This window comes from Paenibacillus sp. 32352 (assembly GCF_002042965.1).
Lineage (GTDB): Bacteria > Bacillota > Bacilli > Paenibacillales > NBRC-103111 > Paenibacillus_S > Paenibacillus_S vulneris.
In genome coordinates this window covers 281,397-295,746 of record NZ_MZNT01000006.1, presented here as the reverse complement: position 1 = coordinate 295,746, position 14,350 = coordinate 281,397, and the positions used below count along the sequence as shown (strand labels likewise).

At 48.4% G+C, this 14,350-nt stretch carries 9 protein-coding genes and 1 riboswitch; of the genes, 4 read left to right on the top strand and 5 right to left on the bottom strand.

The window, feature by feature from the left end:
- Positions 1–59: 59 nt before the first annotated feature.
- Both B1728_RS16450 and B1728_RS16445 read right to left on the bottom strand, forming a co-directional pair.
- Complete coding sequence (locus tag B1728_RS16450; protein WP_079911320.1) at positions 60–932, bottom strand: SDR family oxidoreductase; 873 nt, start codon at positions 930–932, stop codon at positions 60–62.
- Between the two features lie 157 nt (positions 933–1,089).
- Positions 1,090–1,944 carry a helix-turn-helix transcriptional regulator gene (locus B1728_RS16445; protein ID WP_079911319.1) on the bottom strand — a complete coding sequence of 285 codons (855 nt, stop codon included), beginning with the start codon at positions 1,942–1,944 and terminating at the stop codon, positions 1,090–1,092.
- A 386-nt stretch (positions 1,945–2,330) separates the two neighbouring features.
- A riboswitch (cyclic di-GMP riboswitch) is annotated at positions 2,331–2,428 on the top strand.
- 208 nt (positions 2,429–2,636) lie between these two features.
- Between B1728_RS16445 and B1728_RS16440 the strand changes: the two genes are divergently transcribed.
- Complete coding sequence (locus tag B1728_RS16440) at positions 2,637–6,575, top strand: cadherin-like beta sandwich domain-containing protein (protein WP_079911318.1); 3,939 nt, start codon at positions 2,637–2,639, stop codon at positions 6,573–6,575.
- Between the two features lie 256 nt (positions 6,576–6,831).
- Here the strand turns inward: B1728_RS16440 and B1728_RS16435 are convergent, their stop codons facing one another.
- Positions 6,832–8,697 carry a sulfatase family protein gene (locus B1728_RS16435; protein WP_306293531.1) on the bottom strand — a complete coding sequence of 622 codons (1,866 nt, stop codon included), beginning with the start codon at positions 8,695–8,697 and terminating at the stop codon, positions 6,832–6,834.
- Between the two features lie 371 nt (positions 8,698–9,068).
- Between B1728_RS16435 and B1728_RS16430 the strand changes: the two genes are divergently transcribed.
- Positions 9,069–9,671, top strand: coding sequence for a class I SAM-dependent methyltransferase (locus tag B1728_RS16430; protein WP_079911317.1), 603 nt, complete (start codon positions 9,069–9,071; stop codon positions 9,669–9,671).
- Positions 9,672–9,694: 23 nt separating this feature from the next.
- Here the strand turns inward: B1728_RS16430 and B1728_RS16425 are convergent, their stop codons facing one another.
- Together B1728_RS16425 and B1728_RS16420 are read right to left on the bottom strand one after the other, a co-directional pair.
- Positions 9,695–10,930: an MFS transporter gene (locus tag B1728_RS16425; protein WP_079911316.1), complete on the bottom strand. Its 1,236-nt coding sequence runs from the start codon at positions 10,928–10,930 to the stop codon at positions 9,695–9,697.
- Positions 10,931–11,030: 100 nt separating this feature from the next.
- Complete coding sequence (locus B1728_RS16420) at positions 11,031–11,990, bottom strand: helix-turn-helix transcriptional regulator (protein WP_079911315.1); 960 nt, start codon at positions 11,988–11,990, stop codon at positions 11,031–11,033.
- 232 nt (positions 11,991–12,222) lie between these two features.
- Between B1728_RS16420 and B1728_RS16415 the strand changes: the two genes are divergently transcribed.
- Together B1728_RS16415 and B1728_RS16410 are read left to right on the top strand one after the other, a co-directional pair.
- A complete protein-coding gene (locus tag B1728_RS16415) occupies positions 12,223–13,203 on the top strand; it encodes a glycosyltransferase family 4 protein (RefSeq protein WP_079911314.1) in 981 nt (326 codons plus the stop codon).
- 23 nt (positions 13,204–13,226) lie between these two features.
- Positions 13,227–14,342, top strand: a complete 1,116-nt coding sequence (locus B1728_RS16410) for a glycosyltransferase family 4 protein (RefSeq protein WP_179136046.1) — start codon at positions 13,227–13,229, stop codon at positions 14,340–14,342.
- Positions 14,343–14,350: the final 8 nt, after the last annotated feature.

Sequence of the window (14,350 nt, the reverse complement as noted above, 5' to 3'; positions counted from 1 at the left end):
GACAAAAAAGACAGAAGAAATGGGGAAAACCACCCCAGTTCCTGGAGTGGCTTTGATATTTAAACCTGCTTTAGCGCATCATCTGCATCCGTGGAATAAGCCAGCTCTTTCTGTGCTTCCAAAGCAGCCAGTCTTTCCAGCAGGGCTGTTCGGATTTGTTCATAGGCATCGCTGCCAAGTGCCATACGTACAGGGCCATCCCCCTGATCGACACGGTGTATAATCTGCTGCGCCATTTTATCCGGGTCGCCGACAACCATTTTATTAAACATGCTCATATCAATACCGGGCAGCTCGCCCTTCATCAGGCTAACCAATTGGCCAGCTTCCTTATCCTGGTATGCTTCCATCCGATCTCCGAATACAGCGTTGCTTGTAATGAAATTTGTGCGGATTCCGCCGGGCTCCACGATGGTTGTTTTAATGCCGAACGGCGCGGCTTCCTTGGCGAGCGCTTCGAAGGCTCCTTCAACTGCCCATTTGGAAGAACAATACAGCCCCATACCCGGAATAGAATAATGACCCGCCATACTTGAAAGCTGTACAATGTGCCCGCGGCCCTGTTTGCGGAAAAAAGGCAGGACTGCACGTGCTGCGCGCAGCGATCCAAGCACATTCGTCATAAACAGATGCTCGATTTGCCGGTCACTTGCTTCCTCCACCGCACCGTATAATCCATAGGCTGCGTTATTGACAAATACATCAATCGTACCGAGTTCTATATAAGCACGTTCTACCACCTCAGCAACTTGCTTCGGGTTGGTCAGATCCAAGTGAGCCTGCCATAATTGAGAGCCATACTGTGCCTGCAGATCATCCAGCACACCCGGCTTACGTACCGTTGCGGCTACGCGGTCCCCCCTTTCCAGCAACCGGCGAGTAATGCATGAAGCCAAGCCTCCTGACGCTCCTGTAATGAACCATGTTTGCATGCTAAACACCCTCCAATTGTTGTATTCCTCTGTATCATACAAACAACTGGAGGGAGCCAGCCACAGCACGTTTATACTATTAATGGGAGTAACAGTCTAACATCGAGGACCGTATTCCGCCCCCGCCGATTCATTCCAGATATAATTAGGAAAGACTCTAGGAAAGCCGCTTGTCCTGCTCCAGTATACGCAATAAGGTTTCCTCTGTACCTGAACCGGTTACCGGGACAAAGAAACACCAGTGCAGGGTTGGGTCATTATCAACTGCCGCCGCGGAATGGATCGCGAACTCCATCTCATGCCCGTCGGGAAGATGGAATAAAGCGGTTGTTACTCGCTTTTGCTTGATTTCATAAAGTTCCCAGAAATGCACAAACTCCTCACTTTCCCGTCTTAAGCGTCCTAGCCTTTCCATATACAACGGGTTGTCCTTATAGCGTTCGAAGCTTGCCCGCAGAACTGCTACGGAGTAACGGGCAAAGCCTTCCCAATTCACCAGTTTGTTGCGGTAATCCGGCTTAAAAAACATAATGTTCAGCATATACCGTTCGTTTTCCGGCATATTGCCGAAATCGGCTATGATCAGTTCTGCTGCCCGATTCCAGACGATAACATCCGTACCCTCATCCGTGATGAAAGAAGGATAATGCAATTGATCGACAATTTTTTGCAAAAATCCCGTATCCGACCCGCCGCTGTTCGGCAGGGTACCGGCGCTTGCCGGGTCTACATTGGCCAGATCGAACAGATGCTTCTGTTCATCTTCATCAAGCCGCAGCGCTTGGCTGATACTAAGCAGCACTTCCGGTGAAGGATTAACCTCTCTGCCTTGCTCCAGCCAGGAATAGTAAGTCACGCTCATATTGGCAAGATAAGAGACTTCTTCTCTTCGAAGCCCCGGGGTACGTCTTCGTCCGGGCAGCGGCTGTATCCCCGCCTCCGAAGGCTGCAGCCGTTCCCTGCGCGATTTGATAAAATCGCCCAATGCGGATGAAGAACGATTCGTTTTCATATAGGGTCCACCTTCCTTACATTCCTAGAGGGACATCACTACTCTCTCCATGATCACCGTATAAACAACCATATAAGAACATTGTAATCTCTGTAACCTGCAGATTTCCAGCCCCGCATTTGAATGGAAAGACAAAGAAACGTTAATGGAAGATCAGCTCGATTTTAGAACCGGGTACCAGGTAAACGTTATTATCAAGCCTGAAACAGGATGCTATTTTTCCGACCGGTAGACATATTCCGACACGACTGGTCGGAGTTGTTCAGAAATTGTTCAGATTTGTCATTTATTATAAAAATGTTGGGTCTAAAGTGCCTGAACGTAAATTTTCCCCATACTCTATGCCATGGCTGAGTAACTATCTATTACATATTTGAAAAGAGATCGTACGATAATGGCAAACCGGTCGAAAGGCCGGGACGCAAAGCTAAAGGGGCTAAGGACTCGCTGTAAAAGCAAGAACCAATGCCAGCCAGCTGTCGAATGCGACGGAAACCTCCGTCTATTAGCGAATGCCCGCTTTTGGACGGGGGTTTTTAATAATTTCTAAAATAGGAGGGAGTTGCTAATGTCGAATGTATTCTGGTTGGAGGTGAGAGATGAAAAGGGCATGGCTTAAAGAAGAGAGGGGCAACTCTTCTGATTCGCGAGAAATTTGAGAGAGAATTTCTATATGAAGGAGTGAACAAAAGTTGAAATTAAATAATCGAAGAATGCTGTCTCTTCTAATGGCAATCGTTATGGTATTGACGCTGATCCCTTTTCAGCCATTAGAAGCAGAAGCAGCGGCAACGCCGACACTTGATCTCGGGAATCCTGTTGGAGTAACCGGGGCAACCTATCAGCTGCCAAACGCTGCATTCGGAAGTACAGGCGTTGTTGATACAAAGGGCGGATACTTTACAGTGGCTGTAGATAGAGGCTCCATTACACTTGGAACTCTGTCTAGCGGTATTACTGAGTTGACTAATGGTATAACCATTAATGGTATTACTACTGATAAATCCACACCCGCAAATAGAGTGTTCAATTTCTCGGGTAATACTAAGTATGAAGACATTCAAGCTGCTATTCGAAACATGACATTTACACCAGTTTCGGGGCAGACTCAAAATGTCATTGTCAATGTAACACCAGGGGCGCCATTGACCGATGGAAAAACCTCTGTGCGTACTTATAATGGACGCCATTTTGTATATGTGGCAAGAGAAAGTAACGGTACCATGACATTTAAGGACGCTGTGACTATTGCGGCGAGCATTAACGGACATCTTGTAGAACCGGCAAAAGATAATCCTAGAGAAATGCTTGCGATTGCCAGTATGTTTAAAGAATTTAAGAGTTTCTGGTCGGGAAGCTGGTACTTTATAAGCTTCATAGGCGCGACTAAAACTTACTCACCTAATTGGGACACTTCTGTTGGTAGCTACACAAGGTATGTATCAACGGGTTACCAAACAGGACTTGATACCTCGAATGAAATTGTACCTAATGGATCCTACGACCATCTTACACTTTTGCTAGATACAAATAATACCAAAATAGGTTACTTACCCGTGCTTAATATACACGGCAGCAGTACATATAGAGACCCGGGAGTTATTGTCGAATATAACCGCGGTGTCATTAGTAACATCTCTGCCACCAAGGTTATCGGGCTTCCGGTGATGGGAGGCAGTGTAACGATCGATGGAACTGCCAAGGTCGGTCAGACGTTGACGGCAAACGTAACGGGAATTACATATTCGCCGAACACGACGACAGGCAATGTGCCGACCTACCAGTGGTATCGTAACGGAGTCGCCATTACGAATGCGACGGGGTCCAGCTATACATTAACTGCGGACGACTTGGGAGCAGTCATCACCGTGGCTGTCACGGCTGATGATACGCATGCGGTAGGCAGCGTGACGAGTGCGGCGACTGGTGCGGTATCGGCAGCGGATCCGTCTGTTGATAAAACGCAGCTGCAAGCAATGGTCGATAAGATCAATCGAGAGAGCTTGCGAGCAGTCGACTTTACACCGAAAAGCTGGAAAGCGTTAGACGATGCACTGAAGAATGCACAGAATGTGCTCGGCAATCCCAATGCCACTCAGAAGCAGATTGATGATGCATTGGCTGCTTTGGAATCGGCTCGCAAAGATCTTGTGAAGAAGGAGCCGGTGCTTAGCGAGCTAAACCCGAGTGTTGGAGCAGCGGTATATGGAAATCCTTCGGCAGTAGCCGGCCAACCTCTAACGTTGACCCCGGCATTTGACGGCCAGTCGCATTTGAACTATACAGCGACAGTAACGGAAGACGTATATAGCGTCGCCATCGCTCCGAAGACGGCGGACGAGAATAGTACAGTGAATGTGAGCTTCAACGGCCAATCGGTAGATGCGGAGGATTGGGCGAACTTGCCGCTTCAGCCGGGTCTGAATGTGATTGAAGTTGTTGTTACTCACACGAACGGCCAGCAGAATACGTATCGAATTGAAATTACGAAACCAAGCAAGACCGTTGACAAATCCGCGCTGCGGAAGAGAGCGGACGAAATCAGCGGCGAATCTTTGAACCCGGCAGCCTATACGCCGGAGAGCTGGCAGGCGCTGCAGGATGCGCTGAAGCAAGCCGAGAAGGTATTGAACGATCCGAATGCAACGCAAGCTGAGGTCAATGCGGCGCTAGCCGCGCTGAACGATGCGCGCAATCGTCTAGTTTCGGTGAATGGCGAGCCCGGACTTGTCTCGCTCCAAGTGGGCGATGCGAACGGCAAACCGGTCGCACTGACTCCGGCATTCGACGGCCGGCAGTTGAACTATAAAGCAGTTGTATCGAACGAAGTGACTACAATCGGTATTGACCCGCAAGCGCTCCAACCGGGCAGCAAAGTTGCCGTTATCTTGAACGGCAACCCGGTCGGTGCTTCGGACTGGAACAAGCTTCCGCTTAAGGAAGGCTTGAATACCATTCAGGTGCAAGTGACCGGTCCGGACGGCAAGCAAACGACTTATACGCTGGAAATCATCCGGACCACGAACAAGCTGGTCTCGCTCACTCCATCCACCGGCGGCTTGAACCCGGCCTTCGAATCGGACAAGGAAGCTTACACGATGACCGTGTCCGGCAGTGTATACCAGCTGCAATGGACGCCTGTAGCGCTCGATCCGGGCGCTAAGATCGAAATTGCCGTTAACGGAGGTACCTTCAGCGAAGTGGCCAGTGGAGCAACAAGTGCAGCATTTCCGCTCAACCCCGGTGTTAATACGGTAACGGTGAAAGTGACCGACCGGGATGGCCGTATCAAAGAATATACAATCACCGTCATTAGAGCAACATCCTCCGGAAATAACCGGCCAAGCGGTGGGGGCGGAGGCGGCAGTGCTTCTAATTCCGGCGACATCGTCACGACGGTGAACGATAACCAAACCTCGTTTGCAACACAAACGGCAGGGCAAGACGGTGTTACCACTGTGAAGATCGATGGAGATAAGCTCAACGGCATCTTGTCCCAAGGGGGCGCGCAGCATCTGGCGATTCGCGTACCGGGTGACGGCGATGTACAGGTACAAGGCTTAACGGCAGCCATAGTCAAGCAGCTGAAGGATACCGGCTCGAGCCTGGAAATCGGGAACTTGCTGGCCATCTATCCGGTGCCTAGCAGCCAGCTGGACCTTAGCGCGATCGCGAAACAATTCGGCGATGCGGCACTAGGCGATATTGCCGTGAATGTTAACATTCGGCTTTCAGAGCAAGCTCTCATCGACAACGCTCGCAGCCGTGCAGTGAACGGCGGCTATGAGCTGCTGGTGAATCCGGTTAGTCTCGACTTGGCCTTCTCCCGCGCAGGGCAGACTATCCGTTCAGAGCAATTGGGCGGGTATGCGCCGAGATATATTGCGCTTCCTGAAGGCATCGACCCGAACCGGATTACGACCGGAGTGATCGTGAACCCGGATGGAACGGTGAATCATGTACCGACTGTCGTTACGAAGATCAGCAACCGGTATTTTGCTAGGATTCAGGATTTACGCAGCCATGGAAATTACTCCGTCATTTGGAATCCTCAGGACTTCAGTGATGTGAAGAGCCACTGGGCTCATATGACGGTTAATAATGTAGCCGCCAGACTCATTCTTGCCGGAACGGGGAACAATGACTTCTCGCCGGACCGCAATATCAACCGTTCGGAATTTGCAGTGATGGCTGCAACGGGCATGGGATTAATGGGTCAGAAGGCAACACAGAACGCGTTCCATGATGTTGCTTCCACCGCCTGGTATCACAATGGCGTATCCGTTGCCAGCGAATTCGGCATCGTGGAAGGCTACGAAGACGGTATGTTCCGCGGCGACCAGCAGATTACCCGAGAGCAGGGGATCGCGATGATCGCCCGGGCTTACAACCTGGTTAGACCGCAGAGTGCGGCCTTGAGCCAAGCAGAGATCAAAGCTACGCTTTCGGTATATGGCGATGCGGCGAATCTGTCCGATTGGGCGCGCGAGACGGTGGCGCGGATGATTCGCGCCGGCATTGTCGAAGGCAGCGCAGGTCAACTGCTGAAGCCGCAAGAGAACATGACGCGGGCGGAAGCGGCAGCGCTGATTGAAAGAATGCTTAAGACGACCGATTTAATCGATAAGTAAACAGTTATACTAAACAACCATTGTCGACGTTCATGTCGTCGATGGTTGTTTTTTCTTTGCGTATCATGTTTCGGCAATCGACCCTCCAGGAGTGGGTCCCTTAACAATTGCCGTTACAGACAGCATGGCAGACCTTACCGCGAGCGACGGCAATTTTTGATAATAAGAGGCTCAGAGCCGTATCCTGAGCCTTTTATGACCTTGGGATAGCGATAAATTGGTGCTGAGACAGCTGTCCGTGGCATTCAAAATAGCCTCACACATTGCCGCTGGAAGGTGACAGTCGTTTCTTCTGGCGTTGTTCCTTCAGCAGCACGGACATTCTCCTCTGAATTTTTCTGGACTCGTCCGTGGCATTGCTCGGAAACGCCAAATTGGTGACCTCCAGCGGATCTGCGGTTACATTATACAATTCATATTGGTTGGGGACGGGTTCTGTTTTTATAGTGGTAAAGCAAATAGATTGTTGAACCTGGCGAAAGGTTCCGTCCTTTAATAGAGCTGGAGCCTGATGCGTTTGTTCATCCTGGATGACCGGATTCGACCAGAATTGGGGATTATCGAAGTAAACCGAATACTTCCAAATCTCGCTGCGTCCATTCGTATGGAGCTCAGCAATCACGGTTTCAATATGCTTTGGCTGTACGACAGGTTCATAGGGGATTCCTAAGAGCCCATGTTTGACCGTGTTGGTGGTCGGGTCATCATCCGTCATGAAATAAAGAGGTTCCCCGGCTCGGTCCGGCTTGCCTTCCCCTAAGATCAAAGGAGATAAATCTCTGCCAACCAAGGGATGCACTTCCGTATGATCATTTTTTAACCTTTGTTGAACCACATCGGCGTCAATTCCGGCAAGCCCAAGCATGGTAGGAAGCAGATCTACATGGGAGGTAAGTATATCCGTTGTTTTCCGGCCGTTAAACAGCTTGGGATTATGCATCAACAGCGGTACATGAATGGTCTCTTCATAAGCGTTATACCATTTCTGATGCATACCGCCATGGGCGCCTAACATCTCCCCATGGTCTGAACTAAAGATCACAATCGTATCTTGATAGAAAGAGGAGTCGCGCAGGCTTTGCAGTACCTTTCCTATTTGCTGGTCCACGTTTTTCTGAAGCTGAAAGTACAGCTGGCGGTAGAAACTCGAGTTTCCGGTAGGCTGGAAAACCCGGGGATACAGATCACGATAGCTTCGTTGAGCGCGAGGCTTCGTGCTTAGGGATTCGGTCCATGTCGGAGGCGGAGGAATATCGGGGATCGTTGGGTCTACTTCAAAGTTGAATTGCGGAAGCTGCCGCGTAATCTCTCCAAACAAGGTAATATCATGCGGGTTCACAAATGAGGAAACAATGAACCACGGCTTTGGTTCCGCCGAGGGATGTTCTCTTTGCTCCCGGTCCAGACGTTCGATCAGCTCTATGGTTTCCGCCGCAAACACCTGGTCTCTGCCTGCCAATCCGATGGCCGACGACGATCCGGAATCATGAGGACTTGAGCCATGCGGCTCAGGGCCGACCCATCCGTGGAACCCGTAATTGGCAAGGCGGTCCGCATTTAAATAAATATCGACTCGTTTCGGTCCGGGTACGCCGGTCTGCGGGTCATAGCTTGTAAACGATTGATAAGTACCGGGAATCAAAATGTCCGGATGCGAAATATGCCACTTGCCTTTGTAAAAGGTTTGGTATCCCGCAGCTTCAAAGCAGTCTCCTATGGTCGGTACTGTGTTCGGGTCAAGCCAAAATATCCCGTCCCCGAAAGGTCCCTTTCCGGGGCCGCTTGTCTGAGTCACTCCGTGCAAGGAGGGATAATGTCCTGTAAATAAGCTTGCACGGCTCGGGGAGCATGCGACAGAAGCAGCATAATGACGTTGAAACTCTAATCCATTGCTGCGAAGAAATTTCTGAGCCAGCAAGTTCTGCTCACGCCATGTTTTCAGTTCCGTGCTTTCGTAAACAGGGGGATAGCGTTCCTCATCTACTATGATTAGCAGAAAATTAGGTCTTTTGTTCAAGCGCTTATTGTCAAGAGAGTTTATAGAAAGCTCTTTTCTCCGATCGTTCTTTATGCCTGCCGATGACTTTGTAGAGCCTGTTGATGTACCCCTTTTTTTAGGCAATCGTCCAGTCCCCTTCCCTAAGTAAATATCGGTATTAAATATATGCTCTGAAAGAAACGGTAAAACCATGATTATGTACGCCGTGTTCATTTCCTCGAGGTTGAACCCCATCTGGAGCATGAGGATCTTGAGGTTTTGCCCGAATGGGAGGCATTGGAGAGGGCGTTACATTGGCATATTCCATGGGAACGGGATGCAGCGCGGATAATCCTGTTGTAAACTTAGAGTTGGTTAGCAGGTATGATTTGCATGAGGATTACAGATTCTGAGATTATGGTAGTTGAAGAGGTCATCGAATAGTTGAGCGAAATTCATTTTCATAACGTGATGGACCTGTCAGAACATATTTAACGGCAGAAGGAGAGAAACGAATGGGAAATACGGATAAGTTTGAAATGATAGCTAACCTATACGACACCCCTGAAAGAATCCAAATTGCAAAGGTATCATCGGAGGCCATTCGCACCTATCTAGTTGACACTAAAAGTAAGAATGCTATTGATTTTGGTTGCGGAACGGGTCTTGTCGGAATGAACCTGCTAAACGAGTTTAAATCCATGCTGTTTCTGGATACATCGCAAAACATGCTTGATCAAATCAAGCAAAAAATCTCCCGCTCTGATATTCAAAACGCAGACACCTTATGCTTTGATTTTGAGAAGGAAGGTGTATCGGATTTTCAGGCTGACTATATTTTTATGGCGCAGGTCCTCCTTCATATTAGTGACGTCGAATTGGTCTTATCAAGGTTATTTGACGCTTTAAATGAAGGAGGCCATTTACTGATTGTAGATTTTAATAAAAATGAAAACATAGTGTCAGATATCGTTCATAACGGATTTGATCAAGCAGAGCTGGCTAACATCATGACGAAAATAGGGTATAGGGATATTCAATCCCGAACCTTTTATACCGGAAGTAAAATTTTCATGGGACAAGATGCATCTATGTTTATTCTTGATTCTCAAAAGTAAGCTTCAAAGGGGGTGCCGCTGCCCTACTTAGCATCTTCGGAGACGGCCCGAATCTCCCGGCCTTCCATTCGCTTGATAGCGCTATGAGCCGGTTCCCTTCGCAAGCGGGCCAGCATCCCTGCGCCCAAGAGGGTGGTAAGGACAGCTATCATGGCCATAGGGCTGTAACGATTCATTTGATATAGAGTGGTGCTTAGAATAGGGGCGATGATGGCGGCGATTCCCTGCATGGCAGCAACCAAGCCGGCAACGCCTCCTTGCTGTTCGCTGCTTACCGAAAGAGAAGCGCCTGCCATAAATCCGGTCATCATAAAGCCCGATCCTAATCCAAAAACAAAAAACGCCGAATAGTAGAACGGCAGGTGAGCCGTAAGAAGGAATAGGAGCATGCTTACGACGAGAATCAAGGAACCGAGCAGGATCATCGGCCGCGGCCCCCATTTCAGCCATTTGGACTGCACGATTTGGGCAGAGAGCATGGCAATGCCCGTAAGCATTAATCCGAAGGATACTATTCTTGCCAGCTGATCGGAGGGGAGGCTCAGCTGATCCTGCAGATAAAACCCTCCAATAACTTGAATCGTTACGATTCCTATCATCGTGACTAGCGCCACGATTAAATAATTGCGCAAACCAGGTTGAAATGGGCTGACTTTGGCAGACCCCTTCGCTGTCGCCGGTTTCTTTGCAGGCATCAGCAGCAGAGTGATGAAATAGGCAACTATTGCAATCCCAATTCCAAAATATAAAGGCCACAGCAAACCAAATAATGTAAATACACCGGCGATCGCCGGGCCGAGAATAAGCCCAAGCCCATTTGCCGCGCTAATGATCGCCATGCCGGTTCCTCTTTCCTTCCCCTCCGTCACATCTCCCATATAAGCTTGTGAGGAGGAAAGGATTGCCGGGATAAACATCCCGACCAAGCTTCGCGTGACGATCATCAGCGACAGCAGTAGTCCGCCGCTAAGCCAGTGATGGAGACCGCTGTAGAAGGTGACCGCCAACAATAAAGTGCTGATGGATATACCAATAAACCCAATCAGGATTACCGGCTTCCGTCCCTTCACATCGCTGATATTCCCCCATACAGGAGCCATAACCGCCATCATAATCGATCCGACGGAAATAAGGATTCCGGAATGGATTTCCCTTAAGCCCAATTCTCGTATAAGCGAGGGGGTAATCGGCGCGATAAGCATAAGCCCCAGCATGGCTGCGAAAACACTGAAAAAAATGCTTCCCTTCATTTTGTTCATTCTTACACTCCTCTACACAATAGTATTGTTTGAAGAGGAGTATAAGGGATTTGCGGTACGGACCGCTCCCGTGAAACGGAATCCATTACGGTCAAACGGATTAAAAATATTTTTTTATCTCCGACGGCTTTATACCAAACTTCCGAATGAATTGCTCGGAAAACGCGCTTACGTTGCTGTAGCCTACCATCATCGCAGTTTCGGTTACATTGGACTCTTGGTTCCGCAGAACCATCATCGCATGCTCGAGACGAACGTGTCTCAAATACTCGAATACGGTCATTCCAAAACATGCCTTGAATCCCGTCTTCAGTTTAAAGTCGTTTAACCCGACCATTTTGGCCAAGGCCAGCAGAGAAGGAGGGTCGGTCATACAAGATTCAAGTATTTCCTTAGCCCTATGCAGTTTTTGGATATCCCCTTTGGACAAGCCGCCCGGTCTGGGCGAAGGCTCGAATAATTGAAGCATATACATGTTCAGTAACTCCAATGCGGATGCTTCCATCAGTAATGGGGATCTATTGGCGTCTTTAAAATCGGAGATTAATTGCTTCGCCAATACCATGCTTCTGGCGTCATTTTCAAAACAATAGCGGCGGAAGGTTTGCCCCTGCAGGAGCCGGTCGAATTCAAAGTTTGTATTGGTTGAAGTCGTCAACTCATGAGCCGCATAATCAAATAGAGAAACCGGAATGGCCAGCGATAGAGAAACATACGGTTCTTGTGCCGAGGGATAAAACTGTGCTTGAAAGTCTTGAATTAAAGCAAGCGCACCCTGCCCGACCGGAGTCTCATGATCATGACCGGACACATTCACCTGCCGCCCCCCGGAAAGAGTAAACTGAAGCTCAACCATACGTCCTCTGGAAGCAAAACAAAAAGGATACGGTTCATGATAACGAATGTCGTGATACACGATTTCGATCCCGCTGTAAGTAGTGACCTTGCAGGCATTCCCGGCGCCGATCTCCGGTCGCAGATTGTACGTTACTCCGTTCTTTTGGCCAAACAACGTTTCATCGAAATATCGCTGATAAATGGACTTCAACGATTCCACCATAATCACCTCTGTACGAAATAGTATACCGCAAGAAATCCGGAGGATGAATTCCAAGATGGGAAGTACGATCAGGTATTCGGGAAACACGAGATAAAAGTGGCAGGAAAAATATACAAATGAATTGCTATTTTATTACAATCGAAATATAATGGGGACAAGACTTGTTCGTTAAAACGAACGTCATTTTGCAAAATCAAAAGCCTTATAACGAACGAAGGGGGATACAATTCATTTGTTAGCAGCCAGCTTCTTTATCTCGCTAGCGTTTTGTATGCTATTGACCCCCATCATGAGGATTATCGCGCTTAAGCTGCGCATCGTTGATTATCCAAATACGGAATTGAAAACACATAAGCGCCCCACTCCCTATTTGGGAGGACTGGCTATTTTTGCCGCTGTAGCAGTCGTACTGATCTTACAGAACGATCATGTGACCTTGATGAATCAGTACGGTAAAATACTTGGCGCGCTGATTATACTGGGACTAGGTCTCGTTGATGACATAAGGCCGTTATCACCCGTTACGAAGCTTATTGTACAGTTTATTGCTGCTTTCATCGTTGGGTCCAGCGGGATCTCTTTTTCGTTTTTTGATAACGGAATATTGAATCTTGCAGTGACCATCCTTTGGATCATAGGTGTGTCTAACGCCATTAACTTAATCGATATTATGGACGGGCTTGCGGCAGGCATTGTTAGTATTTGTTCCTTATTTTTTGCATTGTTGCTGCAGCTTTCAGGGGATCTATTCAGCAGCGCTTTAATGCTCGCTTTAGCTGGCGCATGCTTAGGCTTTCTGATCTATAATTTTCAGCCCGCAAGAATCTATATGGGCGATACCGGCAGTTTACTGATTGGGTTTTTAGTTGCATGCACGGTGATAGATTGGACGGAGGGTCAGGAGTTTGGTCGGCAGCTGATCGTCCCCGTTTTTATTCTGGGGATCCCCTTATTTGAGCTGATCTTTGTCTCGGTACTGCGAATAAGGGCCGGGAAGTCCCCGCTTCGAGGGAGTCAGGATCATTTTGCGTTGAGGCTTGTCAAGATGGGGCTATCCGTCAGAAAAGCGGTGCTGCTCGCCTATGCGGGTGCCATTATACTGGGTACCATCGCCTTACTCATCCTATCGTTTGATGCCTATGGATTGGCAGCGGCAGCATTCGGATTGGTATGTGCGGCGGCATACAAATTAAGTCAGGTAAACGTAAGTTAATCCGGTCCCGAGAAGGTGATGAAATGGCAAAGGTTTTATTTGTTGTTCCGTACGCCAAGTACTATTTGAATTTTAACCGGGATCTTTTGGAATCGTTGGTACGAGACGGGCACAGCGTAACGGCATTGGCACCTGATACCATAGCGGAGGATACGTTGGCTGCCATTGGGGTTAAGTTCGTTCGGGTTCCTATCCGGAATACAGGGTTAAACCCGTTGTATGATCTACGCAGTATTCTTCATTTGGTTCGGATCATAGGAGATGAGGACCCCGATATCATCAGCTGCTACTCTATCAAGCCCGTATTTTACGGCAGCCTGGCGGCCAGACTCGCAAACAAGGGAAGGGTATTTGTCAACATCACCGGATTAGGCTATATGTTCATGGAACGAACCTGGAAGCAGCGAATGCTGATGCCGATTGTCAAAACCTTATACCGCCAGGCCTTTCGTCATTGTGAAGGGGCTTTTTTTGAAAACGAGGATGATCTTCAACTATTTACTAACATTCACTTCATTCAGCGGGAAAAAGCGACGATAGTGAACGGAGTGGGTGTCAACCTTACTTCATTTAGAAAGCCTTCCGGCAGGACGGGCAAAGCGCCTGTTACCTTTATCCTTATAGCAAGAATAATTAAGGCCAAAGGAATTTACGAATACATCGAAGCTGCGAGAATTTTAAAAAGAAAGTATCCGGACATAGGCATCAAGCTGCTAGGCCCCTTTGATGTTAACCCGACGGCGATCCGTGAGGATCAAATGACCGAATGGATAAATGAGCAGGTGGTTGATTATCTTGGAGAAACCAGGGATGTTCGACCGCATCTAAACAGCTCGGACGTTTTCGTCCTGCCCTCCTATTATCGTGAAGGAACTCCTAAATCTATATTGGAAGCGATGTCAATGGGGATGCCTGTTATTACTACGAATACACCTGGATGCAAGGAAACGGTTATTCAAGAATACAACGGTTTCCTGGTACCGGTTAAGAACGCCGCCGCGCTAGCTGAGGCTATGGAACGATTCATTCTAGAACCTGGCTTGATAGAAAGAATGGGAGCATGCAGCCGCGAGATAGCAGAGCAAAAATATGACGTACATAAGGTCAACTCACGAATTAGAAGCGTCATGCAGATCTAGTAGAAAAA